This window comes from Rhodococcus sp. MALMAid1271 (genome assembly GCF_049195265.1).
GTDB lineage: Bacteria > Actinomycetota > Actinomycetes > Mycobacteriales > Mycobacteriaceae > Rhodococcoides.
Window position 1 is genome coordinate 1 of sequence record NZ_JBMIRQ010000065.1, and the last position, 15,027, is coordinate 15,027.

A 15,027-nucleotide genomic window follows, 5' to 3' on the forward strand; every position below is an offset into this window, starting at 1 on the left:
ATCGAACGGACCTACCATCGCAAGCGTCGCCAACGCCGGCTCGGCAAACTCACCCCAACCGAGTTTGAGACAATCAATCAGTCCGCACACGCGGCCTGATTCACTCAACCCAACGAGTCAACCGAACTCGGGGCAGTCCCCAACCCTGACGGATTCGGCAAGCGAACCCAGTTCCTTAATGGCCCCATCTACTGGTCCGCTTCGACCGGAGCGCATCCGGTTGTGAACAGTTTCCTGAATCGTTGGGGCGTCCACCGTTACGAAGCTGGCTGGCTTGGTTACCCGACAACTGATGAGATAGTGCACACGGACGGTGTCGGGCGGCGTCAGGAGTTTCAGCGGGGAGCTATCTATGTGGCGTTTGTAAACGCAATCGGTTCGGCAATCCCTAATGGTCCAATTCGTGACAAGTGGAACAGTCTCGGAGGGCACACCGGGTGGCTCGGGTATCTGACATCCGATGAGCTTGCCATCGGGACGACGAAATATCATGACTTCATCGGGGGCCGCATTTACGACACCGCATTTGCGGATCCGGAAGCAGTGACGCATATTCAAAATGCGTTAACAACCGTTGACAACGACAAGTGCAACTACGTCGCACTCCAGGCGGGAAATTGCTACACAAATAATTCTTTCGAAGGCGCGTTGGACGATATGTCCGAGTGCCTCTACCCTGAAACTCGTGATCCCACGGATAAAAATTGGTCTGATGATACTGTGATTGCGATCATCAAATCGCCGAGCAAGTCCGAGCCCGAACTCGCCCTGACGTGCGGTGTGTACCGGGACCATATTGTCCGAAAGCACAATGCGGATGAGGACCCGGAGAATTTTTTGGCATGCACCGGGCTTGTCTACAACTTCGGATTCAGCGTTAATGCTGAAACCGGCAATCTAGCCAAGGGTTGGGACAATAACGAATCCCACGTTCGTAGCACGGTCGCATGGCTAAATGCCGGACTCCCTAGAGAGAAGCTTCTCACATCGTTTGCTGGGCCGTACGTCGATCTGACCAACCAGCGTGGAGATGATTGGGGCGGATGCGCCAAAGGCTATATTGAGGATCGACCGAGGCCCTGATAGGAGAGCTCTACTTGAGACCACAAGAACGAAAGCTCATCGATCGCCTCATTTTGACGGGTACAGTCACGGTCGCCGAAGCTACTCAGATGCAGCTACCCACTGCTCAGCACTCAGTGGTGCGAGATCTCAGAGACAACTTACTGATTCTTTTGTGCGCGCACCCGATGGGCGAAGCTGGGCCTAGCTCGGGGCTCGCGGAACTGGAGGCACTCCGCCGAGCGATCGATCGCGAACGGCAGGTATGGATCGAGGGGCTAAATGACCAGGCTGGGAGGCATGTACTCAAAGTCAGTGTTGGTGTCACTCGCGAGAATCGAGAGCGATCTCGCTGGGATATCCTGCTTCCGCTTGGTAGTCCCGCAGGTGATCACTGGGGCGCGGCCATCAATGTCTACACGCGAGTGATCTCATCACGGGTAGTGGACGGTTTGTTGCACCCTGTCCTTGCCGCCGAGTCGATCGGCGGTACGAACCGTCGCGCAGTGCCGGGCGACGTCGAATTGCTCGGTGTCAAGACAATCGATTCAGCGAAACGTCTGTACGACAGATGGAAGGACGTTCCCGCTAGCCGGGACGAAACCGTGCGGTCTATGGCTCGTATCTTCGAGGCGTGCACGTGGCCCGAAACCTCCGACCCGCGTATGAGTACAGATCTCTGAATGCTCTAGCGCCCTGAGTGCCCACCGGCGAGGTGCCGGTGGGCACTCAGGTGCCCGCGACAATGGGAGTAAACCGATATGCAGATCGCAGCCGCGTAACCTGCAGTTCAGGCCGCTTGCTGGCATAGGACGCGTCTCCGTCGAGAAGTTAAAACGCCATGCACTTACCTCCGCCATAGGTTTATTCTTCAGTCGTCGTCACAGGCTGGGCCCGGCCACTCAGATTCGGTCGGATTCCGTGGGTCCCATGCTCGACCTAAGTGGCCCCCAACTCGCATGCACGAGCGCCCAGCTCACACTCCCCCACCTGAATCGAGTCAAAAAACGTATCTCGATGGAACCGAAGTAGCCTGCACACCGTCCAACGCAATATGGATGAAGAGCACTTAGCGGCCGTCGAGGCAGGCTTCGCCCCGGACGATCCGGTTGTTGTTGCGGCGGTAGTCCGCGTCCGCTCTGAGTTGGTCGCTCTCGGGAAGGTGCAGGGTCGGACTGCTCGGCGTTGTTGTGCCGGGGCCATCGGAAGGTGATCAACAATGGCTGAAACAGCTATCGACATCAAACCCCTCGCTGTCCTCTATCTCCGCGTGTCGACCAAGGACCAAGCTAACAAGGGTGGTGAAGCTGAAGGCTTCTCTATACCCGCCCAACGGGAGGCCTGCCTTCGACGCGCAGAGGCGCTTGGCGCGGTCGTCGTCGCCGAGTTCGTTGATGCAGGTGAGTCGGCCCGCTCCGCAGACAGGCCGAGCCTCCAAAAGATGCTGACCTTCCTGGCAAGCAACAAGATCACAAACGTGATTGTGCACAAGATCGATCGTCTGGCGCGTAACCGCGTTGACGATGTCGCAATCAACTTGGCAATACAGCAGTCAGGTGCATCGCTCGTGTCTGTCACCGAGAACATAGATGAGACCCCGAGGCGGCATGCTGATGCACGGCATCATGAGTTCGATCGCCGAGTTCTACAGTCAAAACCTGGCCAATGAGTCCAAGAAGGGGACTGCACAGAAGGTCAAGAGCGGCGGAACGCCTGGTATGGCACCGTTCGGTTACCTCAACACACGTCGACGAACCCAAGATGGATACGAAGTGCGGACCATCGAACTCGACGCAGACCGAGCGCCTGTAGCGAAATGGATTTTCGAGGCCTACGCGACGGGTGAGTGGACAATGCAACAGATTCAAGAGCATCTTGCTCGACGTGGTGTGACGACGCTGGCTCGACCGTCTCGCCCACCGCGGCCTCTTCAGCTGTCGCATATCCACAGCATCCTACGAAACCGCTACTACACCGGATTCGTCAAATACGGCGGCGCATGGCACGAAGGAAGCCACGAACCCCTGGTCAGCGAGGACACGTTCCAGCGAGCGCGCAATGTGAGCCAAGCGCGCAAGCTGAGTAAAGAGAAGCCGCAGAAACACCCGCACTACTTGAAGGGCGCACTTCGCTGCGGTTCGTGCGGAGAGTTCCTAGGAGTAGAACTGGTCAAAAACCGTCAGGGTCGGACGTACCACTATTTCTACTGCCTCGGCCGCCAGGTGAGGAAATCCGGCTGTGACTTCAAGGCTGTGCCCGTTCACCTCCTCGAAGAACGGATCGAGAACTACTGGCACACGGTCACGATGGACCTCGCGGCCGTAACCGACGCGCGTGAAATGCTCCTGGAGCACGTCGAGGTCGTCCTTCCTCAACGTGGTCGACGTATTACCCGTGCGGAGAATGCGGTGGCGAAACTGAAGAAGCAACGAGAGGCTGTTTTGCACGCCCATTACCAAGGTGCAGTGCCGCTGGATCAGCTGAAGACGGAACAGGAACGAATCGCAGAACAGATTGCGCATGCTCAAAACACCCTGGACGGCACGCGCCTCACCCACGACCACATCACTCGAAGCCTCGACCTGGCACTCAAGATACTGGCCAACGCAGGACAGTTGTACGAGAAGGGGACGGGTGCGGTTCGACGCGAACTCAATGCGTCCATCATCAGCCACTTCGAGGTGATGGACGATGAAATCGACGTGAAGATGACTTCACTGTTCGAGGTCCTTACGGACCCGGATATTGCAAAGCGGCTTCGCGCAGAGGCCCACGCGCAGCAGGAGCCGGACGGGTCGTCGACTACTTTGAGCTCGCAGTTTTCGACGACCCCCGACTCAACCGGTCGTTCCTCGCGCAAAAGAAAAAACCAGCGCCCTGAGGGCGCTGGTTCTAACTTTTCCACTTTGGTAGCGGGGACAGGATTTGAACCTGCGACCTCTGGGTTATGAGCCCAGCGAGCTACCGAGCTGCTCCACCCCGCGTTGCATCTACGAAGTTACTCCCGCGCGTACGGCGAATGCAAATCACATGACATTCGAGTGCTCGGGTACTCCAGCACAGGTGCGGGAGACGTACTCGAACGTGTCGCATAGCACGTCGAAGCGGCCCCGAAATAGTGCTCCGCGTCTCTTTTTCTGCGTGTTTCGCATCACATAACGTTCAGGTCACGAAGTAGCAACATTAGCGCCACAACCGGTATTGAGCAGGGAAAACGCGTACGACGTCCCAGTATGTGATCACGTTTCATCCCATTTCTCCTCAGTGACGGCCCGTGATTCCTCGACTACCTTCACGGACGGCCCTCAACAGCTGGGCCTGCACCACCCCGCCGCTTCCTTCGCTCTGCCCCGCGGGTGTGGTCCCCAAGACGTACGGGGGCAGAGCCGCGACGATACGAAGCGCCTGGTCACCATCGCCATCAACACCGGCGACGTGATTGCAGGCCAGTCGCGCCAGTCGAGCGCGGAGAGGATTCACCCCGCATGACCACTCAGAACAATTTCGGCACGAAGACCCGCGTCGCTGTGCAGGCTCGGCGCGCACTCGGAATGGCCGCCATCGCAGGTGCCGCCGTAGCAATCCCCCTCGGCGTCTCTGCCGGAACCGCCAACGCAGCCACCCACAACTGGGACGGCGTCGCACAGTGCGAGAGCGGTGGCAACTGGAGCATCAACACCGGAAACGGCTACTACGGCGGCCTGCAGTTCTCGCAGAGCACCTGGACGGCCAACGGCGGAACCGGCTCGCCGGCCAACGCATCCAAGGCCGAGCAGATCCGCGTCGCGGAGAACACCCTACAGACCCAGGGCCCCGGCGCGTGGCCCGTCTGCGGCCAGCACCTTACCACCGGCACCTCCACGCCCGAGCCCGAGGCCGCACCGGCACCGAAGCCGGCTCCGGCACCCGCACCGGCACCGGCACCGGCACCGGCCGTCGCACCCGAGGCAGCCGCCGTGACGCAGGCCGCGCAGGGAGCGTTCGACGCTGCCTCCAAGCTGGCCGATCAGTACGGTCTGAGCGCCCAGTTCCAGCACCTCGTTGCTGCGAACGCTCCCGTGCTCGCGCCGATCGGACGCTGATCGGCCGGCACGGTCGTCCACCCGCGGTGCCGAAGGCACCCAGTCGCGGGTAGCGAACAACGAAAGAGCCGCCTCACCGTTTCGGTGAGGCGGCTCTTCGCGTATGTCAGTCCGCTGTGAACTCGACGATCAGTTCGCGGCGGAGTTGTACGTGTCCACGGCAGTCTGCAGGTTCTCGAGTGCAGTACCGAGATCGGCCAGGTTTCCACTCTGCTGTGCGGTGCGCACGGCATCGAGCGCAGAGTTCAACCCGGTGACCGCAGCGTCCCTCGTAGCCGAGCCGCCGTTGGACGGAGCCGGGTTCCCAGACGCAGGTGCCGGTGTCTCCGACCCTGTTGTTCCGCCGGACTCCGCCGGCTGCGGATTCTCGGGCGCTCCACCGGGAGCAGTGGCTGCCGATCCGGTACCCGCACCGAACACCTGATCGAGTGCCTCGGACAATCTGGCCGCGTATCCGACGCGCACACCACCCTCGGCCCCTGGCTCGCGGTAGCTCACCAAAACTTTGGTCAGCTGGGGGAACGTCGACGTCGCCGCATTCTTCCGCGATGTGTACAGCGGTTCCACGTACAGGATTCCGCCGTCGGCAATGGGCAGTGTCAGCAAGTTGCCGTACTGCAGTTCGTTCGACTGCTCGAGCAGGGTTCGGTCCGACGCCACACGCGCGTCGGAGGTCATCGAGTTCTGCGCCTGCTGCGGACCCTGTGTCTGAGTCTGAGTCGGCAATTGCAGAACGGTGAACTTGCCGTAATTGTCCGGATCGGAGCGCACGGAAATATACGCAGCGAGCAGTTCACGATTGAACCCGACCATCGCGCTGGTGAGTCGGAACGAGGGCTTTCCGGTCTCGGGATCACCGATGAGCACGTAGTACGGCGGCTGATTCAGATCACTGCCGGCACCACTGTTGCTCGTCGGGTCACTCGGTACAGACCAGAACGCGTTGTTGGTGAAGAACTCGTTGGGGTTGTCCACGTGGTACTTCGCCAGCATTTCCCGCTGGACCTTGAACAGGTCCTCCGGGTAACGGAAGTGCGAACGGAGCTCGTCGGTGATCGCGGACTCGGGCTGAACCGAACCCGGGAACACACCCATCCACGCCTTCAGGACTGGATCTTTGTCGTCCACCTGGTACAGCGTCACCGTGCCGTCGTACGCATCGACCGTCGCTTTGACGGAGTTGCGAATGTACGACACTTCGTCGCGCGGCAACGGGCGACCCGTCGTCGGCTCCACGCTGTCCACCGTCAGACCGTCCAGCGAGGCACGCTGGGCGTAGGGGTAGTTCTTCAGCGTCGTGTAACCGTCGACGATCCAGACGATCTTGCCGTCCACCACTGCCGGATACGAATCGGTGTCGGTCGTCAGCCACGGCGCAACCTTCTGCACCCGGTCGCGAGGATCGCGGTCGAACAGGATCTTCGAGTCGCTGCCGATCGCGCCGGAGAAGAGGATGTTTCGCTCGGCGTACTTCGCGGCGAAAGCAAACCGGTTGAACCAGTTACCGACCGAGACGCCGCCGGAACCGGTGTAGGTGTAGTTGGATTCGTCGGTGTCGTACTCACGGTCACCGGTACCCGTGGAACCCACGATGGCGTAGTCCGGGTCTGCCTGCGCGATGACCTCGCCGTAGTAGATGCGTGGCTGATCGACCGGGATGACCTGATTCTTGCCCTGCGAGGCGATGTCACTGACCGTGTAGATCGGGTAGCCACTGTTACTGGTCGCACCCTCGGCGGTGGGATCCTGCACCGCTGCGTTCACCCGGTTGGCAGGTGCCGCGACGAAGCCGTTCCCGTGTGTGTACACGGTGTGCCGGTTGATCCAGTCCGTCTGGTTACCGGTCAACGACTGCGGGGAGAGCTCGCGAGCAGCGACGATGTAATCCTGCAGCTGCCCATCGATCTCGTACCGGTCGATGTCGAGGGTGTCGGGGAAACCGAAGAAGTTCTTCAGCTGCTGCTGCTGGGTGAACGTCCGGGAGAGCACGTTCGGGTCCAACAGGCGCGTGTTGGCGATGGTGGTCCTGTCCGCCGCACTCTCGCGCGGGTTCTGCGAACTCTCGCCCGAATAGGCCTGATATTCGACGACGTCGTCGCCAATTCCGTACGCGTCCCGAGTCGCGGTGATGTTTCGCTGGATGTAGGTGCTCTCCTTCTCGGCCGCGTTCGGACGAACCGAGAACTGTTCCATCACCAGCGGCCAGACCGCCCCGATCAGGATGGACGAGAGCACCAGAAGCGCAGTCGCCAATGCCGGAATACGGAGGTCACGCAGGAAGATGGCCGCGAAGAACGCCACTGCGCAGATGACCGCGATGGCCAGCAGGATCAGCTTGGCAGGCAGGACCGCGTTGATATCGGTGAAACTGGCACCGCTGAAGGTGGGTTCCTTTCGACTGCTCGACAGCAGCGTGTACCGATCGAACCAGTACGCGACCGCCTTGAGCAGAACGAACGTGCCGGCGATAACTGCCAGTTGAATGCGTGCCGCGCGAGTGAGAGCCCCCTCGCGCCCGGCGAGGCGAATCCCGCCGAACACGTACTGCGTCACCAGGTTCGCGAAGAAGGCCACCACGATGGCCACGAACAACCAGTTCAGGATGAAGCGGTAGAACGGCAGGTCGAAGGAATAGAACCCGACGTCGATACCGAACTGAGGATCGGTGATCCCGAAGTCACCACCATGCAGGAACAGCTGCACCGTGGCCCAGTTCGTCTGAGCGATCATGCCGGAGAGGAACCCGAACGCCACGGGGATTCCGATGCCGAACAGACGCAACCGGCTCATCACCGTGGTGCGGTACCGCGCGATCGGATCGTTGGGCCCGGCGACCGGAACGAACACCGGACGATTGCGGTAGGCCACCAGCAGTGCGCCGAACACGATGAGCCCGACCACCAGCGCGACCACGACGAAGAGCACGACGCGCGTGAGCAGGGTGGTGGTGTACACACCGCGGAAGCCGACCTCGCCGAACCACAGCCAGTTCGTGTAAATGTCGATCAGACGGGGTCCGATGAGCAGCAGACCTGCTGCCACCAAGGCCAATACGAGCAAGATCCGGCTTCGCCGCGACAAGGACGGCATACCGGTGGGGGGCCTCATGCCCACGTGCCACACTCCAACTTCGGGCGACGCCGTCCGGCGCCGCAGATGACTTCTTCGGCACACTCGTCGTGCACCGCATGTCCGTTTCGCCCTACTGTACGTACGTTGATCCTACGGCTGCGACACCCGTACTGCGGCCACAGCCAACCGCAGGTCAGGAGCATCGGCATCCGGAGAACCATCCGAATGCGAGGATAGTGCCGTGAGCAACGACAGCGACGGACCACACGACGAAGACAATTTCGGTGACGAGTTCGACCCTCGTTCGGGTGGTCGAGACGCGGCCGAGGCTCTGGCGCGGTGTGCCCGCGAGGTGGCGGACTTCGTCGATGCAGGCGGATGGCAGCAGGCACCGCAGATGTTCGCATTGGTGCCCACCGCAGCACTCGCCGCGGCCGAGCCGGGTTTGCTCGACGATCTGGCCGACGGCGCGGCACTGACTCCGATTCAGCAGCATTCGCTCCCCGAGGACATCACCGGCGGCTCCCCCGCCCTCGACGAATTCCTCGCCACCTCGACCTGGCCCGAGGGCGTCGTCGGATGCGCTCTGGTTCAAGAGATCGTCGTCCTGCCCCCGACTGCCGAATCGACCCTCGACGACGCCCTGATGCCGTTGCTCGCCGATCCCGACGCCGCCGACCACGCCGCTCGCTCGGCTGCCGAGAACCATCCCGACAAGCGCGATGCGCGACTGATCGTGGCGGTACTCGACGACGGCCCGTCCTTGACACTTCTGCAGTTGCACCCGGACGAGGACGCCGATCCCTTCGCACCGATCGAACTGCGGATTGCCGAGAATCTGGCCCCCAACATCGTGCACGGCCTCTACGCCACGTTCGACGCGGTCGAGGACGACTAGCTGCAGGGACGACTAGCTGCAGGACGGAGCGTCCCCGCCGGAGCCGATCGTCTGCAGCGCGTCGACGGCGCTGTCCAGCGATTCGACGCGTACCAGCCGGAGGCCGTCGGGGACGTTCTGTTGCGCCTCACCGCAGTTCGCGTCCGGGACCAGGAAAGTGGTCGCTCCGGCCTCGCGGGCGGCGATCAGCTTGTAGGGAATTCCGCCGATCGGGCCGACCGTCCCGTCGGCGTCGATGGTTCCGGTGCCCGCGACGAACTGCCCGTTGCTCAACTCACCGGGACTGAGCTTGTCCACCACCGCGAGGCTGAACATCAGTCCGGCCGACGGCCCACCGACGTCGGCGAGATTGAACGTCACCTGGAACGGCACATCGGGCTGCTCCTCGGGCGTCACGCCGAGGTATCCCTTGGATGCGTCGTCGGGGCGCGCTCCGAGTACCACCGAGGCCGTCCGAGTAGTGCCGTCTCGGATGTACTCGATGTCGAGGGACTCCCCCGGCGATCTGGAGCTGACCGCCTCACGCACCTCCGTCGCAGTGGCAACGGGGGTACCGCCGACCGACACGAGCGTGTCACCGACGTTCAATGCGCCTGCGGCGGGCCCGTCCTCGGCCACGCTCGCCACCGTCAGCGACACCGGCAGATTCAGGTAGTGCAGGGCTGCCAGTTCGGCACTGGACTCGGACTCCTCGAAGTCGGCCTGGTTGCCCTGCTGCACTTCTTCTTTGGTCTTGTTCGGCGGATAGACCTCTTCACGTGGCACCAGACCCTGACGACCGCTCGCCCAGAAACCGAGTGCCTCGAACAGATTGAGCTGATCGCGCACGGCCACGGTCGTCATGTTCAAGTGGCCGGTGGTCGGATCGACAGCGGTTCCGTCGATCTGCACCACCGGTTCCCCGTCCACATCGCCGAGAGTGTTGTAGGTCGGGCCGGGGCCGAGGGCTGCGAACGGAACGGTGACGACCGAACCGGTGACGCCCAGCACCACCACCGGTACCAACGCAGCGACAAGAGTGGCGATCCTTCGGTTCACTCCGTAGACACTAGATCCGAATACCATCGCCCGTGCAGACCGCCCCTACCGCAGGGCCCTGTGCGCCGTCGGTGGCACCCGTGTTCGCCGTCAGCGTGACGATCTGCCACGCTCTGCCTTCGCCGGGCTTGTACCGTTGAGTCATGAGCAATTTTGGTTTCGGTGCCTCCGACGACGATCCGGACAAGAAAAAGGATCCGGACGGTTCGGCCGGCGCTGCCGGTTTCGGCTTCGGTGCCGAAGGCTTCGACCCTGCCCAGCTGGGTCAGATGCTCACGCAGTTCGGCCAGATGCTCAGCGGCATGGGTGCTGCCGGGGCAGGCGGAACCGGGTCTGGCCCGGTCAACTACGACCTCGCCAAGCAGCTCGCGCGCCAGCAGATGGGCGATTTCAGCCCGGTCTCGGCAGGCGAGCGCGAGGCCATCACCGATGCCGCACACCTGGCCGAGCTCTGGCTCGACGGGGCGACGACCTTGCCTGCCGGGGCAACCAAGACCGTCGCGTGGACACCGGTCGACTGGCTCGACAACACCATCGACACCTGGAAGCGCCTGTGCGACCCTGTCGCCGAGCAGATCTCGGGCATGTGGACCTCCGGTCTTCCCGCCGAGGCTCAGCAGATGGCCGGGCCGATGATGGGCATGCTCACGCAGATGGGCGGCATGGCCTTCGGTTCGCAGCTCGGCCAGGCACTCGGCCAGCTGTCCAAGGAGGTTCTGACCTCCACCGACATCGGCCTGCCACTCGGCCCGTCCGGAACAGCGGCGTTGCTGCCCTCGGCCATTGCGTCGTTCAGTGAGGGTCTCGAGCAGCCCGAGCGCGAGGTGTTGGTATTCCTCGCAGCGCGAGAGGCCGCACACCAACGTCTGTACAGCCACATTCCGTGGCTACGACAGCGGGTGCTGGCCACGGTGGAGGAGTACGCACGCGGAATCCGGATGGATTTCTCGGCGATCGAGGAGGCGGCTGCGGGTCTCGACCCGTCCGCGTTGACCGATCCGTCGAAGATCGAGGAAATCCTGCAGCAGGGTTCCTTCGAGCCGCAGACCACGCCGGAGCAGAAGCACGCTCTCGAACGTCTCGAGACGTTGCTGGCCCTGGTCGAGGGATGGGTGGAGACTGTGGTCGCAGCGGCACTGGGTGACCGCCTGCCCGGGGCGGTCGCACTGGGCGAGACCATCAGACGACGCCGGGCATCCGGCGGACCGGCCGAGCAGACCTTCGCCACGCTGGTGGGCCTCGAGCTGCGGCCACGCAAGGTCCGCGAAGCAGCCGATCTGTGGCGTCAGCTGCTGTCGGCCGCCGACATCGAGGGACGTGACGGCGTGTGGGCCCATCCCGACCTGCTTCCCGATTCCTCGGATCTGGACAATCCCGCGTCCTTCATCGACCGCGTCGTCGGCGGCGGCACATCGAGCTTCGACGACCCGATCGCACAACTGGAAGCGATGGAGGCCAAGGAGCGCGCCGAGGCCGCGAGCCACGACGACGGTACCGACGAGGACCCCGAGAAGGGTTCATCCACACCCTGATCCGGTCTCGTTCGTGCTGATTCGCCCGAATCGACAGAATGCCTGCTCGGAGGCACTTCCACCCTGTGGATAACCGCCTTCGAGCGGGCACTCGTCACTGCTTTCGCTGCCAGAGTGTGTTCCATGATCACACCGACCGTTCGACTCGATCCTTCGGTGGCAATCCTGCCGCGACGAGACGGCACTGTTCAGTTGGGCTGGAGCCCCGAGACCAGTGTCGTCGTCACTCCACCTCCCGATGCCGAGCCGGGTTCGATACTCGAGATACTTCGCCTCATCGCCGCAGGCCACTCGAGACCTCATATCGTCTGCCATGCAATGACATTGGGGCTGTCGGCCAACAGAACCTCGGCGATGCTCGGCGAGCTGGAGGAATCCGGGTTGCTCGTGCACGGTACGAGCGGACCCGTCGCATCCGATGCCTCAAAACGCGTCCCGCCGGACATGCCTGCGACGCTGAACACCGTCCATCTCGTGGGGCGGGGTCCGATTTCCGATGCTTTGGCTGCAGGGCTGAGTCGGACCAACGCCTCTGTGACCCGGTCGAGTCTGACCCCGACGCGCTACCCACACGCAGCGGTGAACGCCTGGACCTACGATGTCGTCGTACTCACCGACGATCTCGTCGCCGAACCGCGGCTGGTCGCCGATCTGGTGCGTCTACGCATCCCGCATCTGCAGGTTCGCCTACGTGACGGAGCGGGACTGGTCGGCCCGTTCGTACTGCCCGGCCGCACGAGTTGCCTGCGGTGCGCGGATCTGACTCGCTGCGACTTCGAGCCCGAGTGGCCGCATCTGTCCGCTCACCTTCTCGGCACGGTCGGCCATGCCAGTAGCGCGACGGTACTGGCCACGGCAGCGTGTGCTTTCGCTCAACTCGAATCCCTCATCGCCCGAAGCGACGCTGCCCTGCCCGAAACGGCCGACTGCACGATGGAGTTGAAGTTTGCAGCATCCGGAACCACCGTGCGGAAAAGACAGTGGTCCAAGCATCCGCATTGCGATTGTTGGCACTGACCGGATGCCCATCGCGCGAGCTGACCTCGACCGATACCGGCGGCAACCGGGCGGTCCGAGCATTTGTCGGCTGGTTCGGCCATGATGGAGTCGTGTCTGACATACCTCGCCGCGGATCGACCCGCACCGCAAAGCTGGCCAGCATTCCCCTGGGAATGGCGGGGCGTGCCGCCATGGGCTTCGGCAAGAAGCTCGCGGGCGGCAATCGCGACGAGATAGATGCCGATATGGCCGCGAAGGCAGCAGAACAACTCTTCGCCGTGCTCGGGGAACTCAAGGGCGGCGCGATGAAACTCGGGCAGATGCTGTCGGTGATGGAAGCCGCGGTGCCGGAGGAGTATTCCGAGCCCTACCGCGAGGCGTTGACCAAACTCCAGGCCCAGGGGCCACCCATGCCCGCGAAGACGGTTCACCGGGTGTTGGACCAGCAACTCGGAACTGCCTGGCGATCGCGTTTCCTCGAATTCGACGACACCGCCATCGCCTCGGCGAGCATCGGCCAGGTGCACCGCGCTACGTGGTCGGACGGACGCGATGTCGCGGTCAAGATTCAGTATCCGGGTGCGGACGATGCATTGCGCTCCGACCTCAAGACGCTCTCACGTTTTGCGAACCTGTTCAGCACCGTCCTCGCGGGAACCGACGTCAAACCGGTTCTCGAAGAGTTGACCGCCCGCACCGAAGACGAACTCGACTACCGCATCGAGGCGGCGAACCAGCGGGTGTTCAGCAAGGAATTCGCGGGCGATTCGCAATTCGCCATCCCCAGGATCGTCGCCAGTGCGCCCAAAGTCGTTGTCAGCGAGTGGATGACAGGCCGACCATTGTCGGACGTCATTGCCAGCGGAACGGCCGAGGAACGCAACCGGGCCGGCGAACTCCTGGCACTGTTCGCATTCATGTCACCCGCTCGCGCGAAGTTGCTGCACGCCGATCCACACCCGGGCAACTTCATGATGCTCGACGACGGGCGCATGGGCGTCATCGATTTCGGTGCCTGCGCTCCGATGCCGGACGGCCTCCCACCCGTTCTGGGTCGGATGGTCTCGCTCGCACGCGACGAGAAGTTCGACGAACTGGTCGAACTCTGCAGCGAGAGCGGTTTCGTGGTTCCCGGGCGCACCGTCACGGAGAAGGAGATCGAAGACTATCTGCGTCCCTTCACCGACCCGATTCACACCGAATCGTTCCACTTCACCCGGGCCTGGCTGCAGAAGGCCGCGGGCACCGCTACGGATTTCAACAGCGCGCAGTTTCGTACGGTTCGCGCGTTGAACATGCCTGCCGAGTACGTGATGGTCTTCCGGGTGCTGGGCGGGCTGGTGGGAATTTGCGCGCAGTTGGACGCCTATGCGCCGTACATGGCCATCCTCACCGAGTGGCTGCCCGGCTTCACCGACTGACTCGTTCGGCGAAGCCGGGCATCGGTGCCGGGCCTCATGCTGCGTTCTTGCGCGGCCGTCCCCGAGGACGCTTGCGTGCGATGACGACACCCTGCTCGAGGATCTCGCCGCCCCACACGCCCCATGGCTCGGCGCGGTCGAGGGCCGCGCTCAGGCAGGTACGCCGGATGGGGCAGTCGGCGCACAACGCCTTGGCCTGCTCGAGTTCGGCAGGGGTGTCGGCGAACCACATGTCGGGGTTCGCCGCTCGACAGGGTACCGACAGTGCCAGCTCGACCTGTTCGGTCGAAGACTGTGCAGCGTAGGCACTTTCGGACTCTGGTCGGCATGTCGTCCGGATCGTGGCGGTTGACACGTCGGTCTCCTCTACTTTTCGTGCGGCTTCGTTATCGGTTCGAGGGGTAATGCGAACCTGTCGGCCTCACGCTCGGATAGAGGAACTACCTGAACGAGAAAGGCCACGGTCCGCGTCTGCGGGTCCGTGGCCTGGTGGGGCTGATCGAAGCGTCTACCGACAGTGAAGTCGGTGTCTGCTGTCGACCACGGACGCGCTGGGTGCGCGGTGACGTCGAGTTGCCAGAGCAACTGCATTCGCTCCTGGTGCCACGGCTGCGGATTCCTGAGTGGGACCGAAGGCGGAGGAGCGAATCCACGTCTGTGCAACCGAGCCAGCGGCTGCTGCGGCACCGGCATTGCGCTCAGACGCAATACCCAAGGGCGCCATGCCGAGGACAGGGCTGAACGCGACGGTTGCATCGGCAACGGCGGCGTGGAATGTGTTGATCATTTCTTTCAGCTCCTGTTCTGGTCTCGTAGGTGGATGGGCAGTGCGCAGTCTCCCGCGGCACGTGAAACAGACTAAGCCCCCCGTGGATATCTGCACAAGTTATTTTTGACCTGCAGTTTTTCTTCGATCAGCACGC

At 62.6% G+C, this 15,027-nt stretch carries 12 protein-coding genes, 1 tRNA gene and 1 pseudogene; 9 read left to right on the forward strand and 5 right to left on the reverse strand.

All coding sequences use genetic code 11. From position 1 onward, the window contains the following. Positions 1-147 precede the first annotated feature (147 nt). The 4 genes and pseudogenes from ACOQFP_RS08140 to ACOQFP_RS08155 all read left to right on the forward strand — a co-directional run. Positions 148-258: pseudogene (locus ACOQFP_RS08140) on the forward strand (hypothetical protein); the annotation flags it as partial. Further along, the gene (locus ACOQFP_RS08145; protein WP_421584027.1) at positions 235-1,083 is read left to right on the forward strand and encodes an LGFP repeat-containing protein; all 849 of its coding nucleotides are present in this window, start codon (positions 235-237) and stop codon (positions 1,081-1,083) included. The pseudogene ACOQFP_RS08140 and the gene ACOQFP_RS08145, both read left to right, overlap by 24 nt. Before the next feature lie 1,198 nt (positions 1,084-2,281). Further along, positions 2,282-2,731 carry a recombinase family protein gene (locus ACOQFP_RS08150; RefSeq protein WP_421583993.1) on the forward strand — a complete coding sequence of 150 codons (450 nt, stop codon included), beginning with the start codon at positions 2,282-2,284 and terminating at the stop codon, positions 2,729-2,731. 49 nt (positions 2,732-2,780) lie between these two features. Beyond that, complete coding sequence (locus ACOQFP_RS08155; RefSeq protein WP_421584028.1) at positions 2,781-4,013, forward strand: recombinase family protein; 1,233 nt, start codon at positions 2,781-2,783, stop codon at positions 4,011-4,013. On the opposite strand, the gene ACOQFP_RS08160 is transcribed toward ACOQFP_RS08155, so the two are convergent. Further along, positions 3,970-4,046 (reverse strand) — tRNA-Met (locus tag ACOQFP_RS08160). The genes ACOQFP_RS08155 and ACOQFP_RS08160 overlap by 44 nt on opposite strands. A 501-nt stretch (positions 4,047-4,547) precedes the next feature. Between ACOQFP_RS08160 and ACOQFP_RS08165 the strand changes: the two genes are divergently transcribed. Next, complete coding sequence (locus ACOQFP_RS08165; RefSeq protein ID WP_421583994.1) at positions 4,548-5,144, forward strand: transglycosylase family protein; 597 nt, start codon at positions 4,548-4,550, stop codon at positions 5,142-5,144. A gap of 129 nt (positions 5,145-5,273) precedes the next feature. On the opposite strand, the gene ACOQFP_RS08170 is transcribed toward ACOQFP_RS08165, so the two are convergent. After that, the gene (locus tag ACOQFP_RS08170) at positions 5,274-8,258 is read right to left on the reverse strand and encodes a UPF0182 family protein (protein ID WP_341245240.1); all 2,985 of its coding nucleotides are present in this window, start codon (positions 8,256-8,258) and stop codon (positions 5,274-5,276) included. A gap of 289 nt (positions 8,259-8,547) precedes the next feature. Here ACOQFP_RS08170 and ACOQFP_RS08175 point away from each other — a divergent pair, with 289 nt between their 5' ends. Beyond that, on the forward strand, positions 8,548-9,114 hold the full coding sequence (locus ACOQFP_RS08175) for a PPA1309 family protein (protein ID WP_341245241.1): 567 nt from the start codon (positions 8,548-8,550) through the stop codon (positions 9,112-9,114). 12 nt (positions 9,115-9,126) lie between these two features. On the opposite strand, the gene ACOQFP_RS08180 is transcribed toward ACOQFP_RS08175, so the two are convergent. Beyond that, positions 9,127-10,152, reverse strand: a complete 1,026-nt coding sequence (locus ACOQFP_RS08180) for a YlbL family protein (RefSeq protein WP_206489878.1) — start codon at positions 10,150-10,152, stop codon at positions 9,127-9,129. Between the two features lie 143 nt (positions 10,153-10,295). Between ACOQFP_RS08180 and ACOQFP_RS08185 the strand changes: the two genes are divergently transcribed. The 3 genes from ACOQFP_RS08185 (at position 10,296) to ACOQFP_RS08195 (ending at position 14,104) form a co-directional block, all read left to right on the forward strand. After that, positions 10,296-11,684: a zinc-dependent metalloprotease gene (locus ACOQFP_RS08185; protein ID WP_206489877.1), complete on the forward strand. Its 1,389-nt coding sequence runs from the start codon at positions 10,296-10,298 to the stop codon at positions 11,682-11,684. Between the two features lie 123 nt (positions 11,685-11,807). Next, positions 11,808-12,701, forward strand: a complete 894-nt coding sequence (locus tag ACOQFP_RS08190) for a hypothetical protein (RefSeq protein WP_206489876.1) — start codon at positions 11,808-11,810, stop codon at positions 12,699-12,701. 92 nt (positions 12,702-12,793) lie between these two features. After that, positions 12,794-14,104: an ABC1 kinase family protein gene (locus tag ACOQFP_RS08195; protein ID WP_206489875.1), complete on the forward strand. Its 1,311-nt coding sequence runs from the start codon at positions 12,794-12,796 to the stop codon at positions 14,102-14,104. Positions 14,105-14,138: 34 nt separating this feature from the next. Here the strand turns inward: ACOQFP_RS08195 and ACOQFP_RS08200 are convergent, their stop codons facing one another. Further along, positions 14,139-14,459, reverse strand: a complete 321-nt coding sequence (locus ACOQFP_RS08200; protein ID WP_307830802.1) for a WhiB family transcriptional regulator — start codon at positions 14,457-14,459, stop codon at positions 14,139-14,141. A gap of 153 nt (positions 14,460-14,612) precedes the next feature. Continuing rightward, entirely contained in the window at positions 14,613-14,891 is a 279-nt protein-coding gene (locus ACOQFP_RS08205) for a hypothetical protein (RefSeq protein WP_421583995.1), read from the reverse strand. Between the last annotated feature and the right edge of the window lie 136 nt (positions 14,892-15,027).

What these genes read in the sequence shown, in the direction of transcription:
- ACOQFP_RS08150 (WP_421583993.1), top strand. Translation starts at nt 2,282, where the DNA reads ATGGCTGAAACAGCTATCGACATCAAACCCCTCGCTGTCCTCTATCTC.
- ACOQFP_RS08155 (WP_421584028.1), top strand. Translation starts at nt 2,781, where the DNA reads ATGGCACCGTTCGGTTACCTCAACACACGTCGACGAACCCAAGATGGA.
- ACOQFP_RS08165 (WP_421583994.1), top strand. Translation starts at nt 4,548, where the DNA reads ATGACCACTCAGAACAATTTCGGCACGAAGACCCGCGTCGCTGTGCAG.
- ACOQFP_RS08185 (WP_206489877.1), top strand. Translation starts at nt 10,296, where the DNA reads ATGAGCAATTTTGGTTTCGGTGCCTCCGACGACGATCCGGACAAGAAA.
- ACOQFP_RS08190 (WP_206489876.1), top strand. Translation starts at nt 11,808, where the DNA reads ATGATCACACCGACCGTTCGACTCGATCCTTCGGTGGCAATCCTGCCG.
- ACOQFP_RS08205 (WP_421583995.1), bottom strand. Translation starts at nt 14,891, where the DNA reads ATGATCAACACATTCCACGCCGCCGTTGCCGATGCAACCGTCGCGTTC.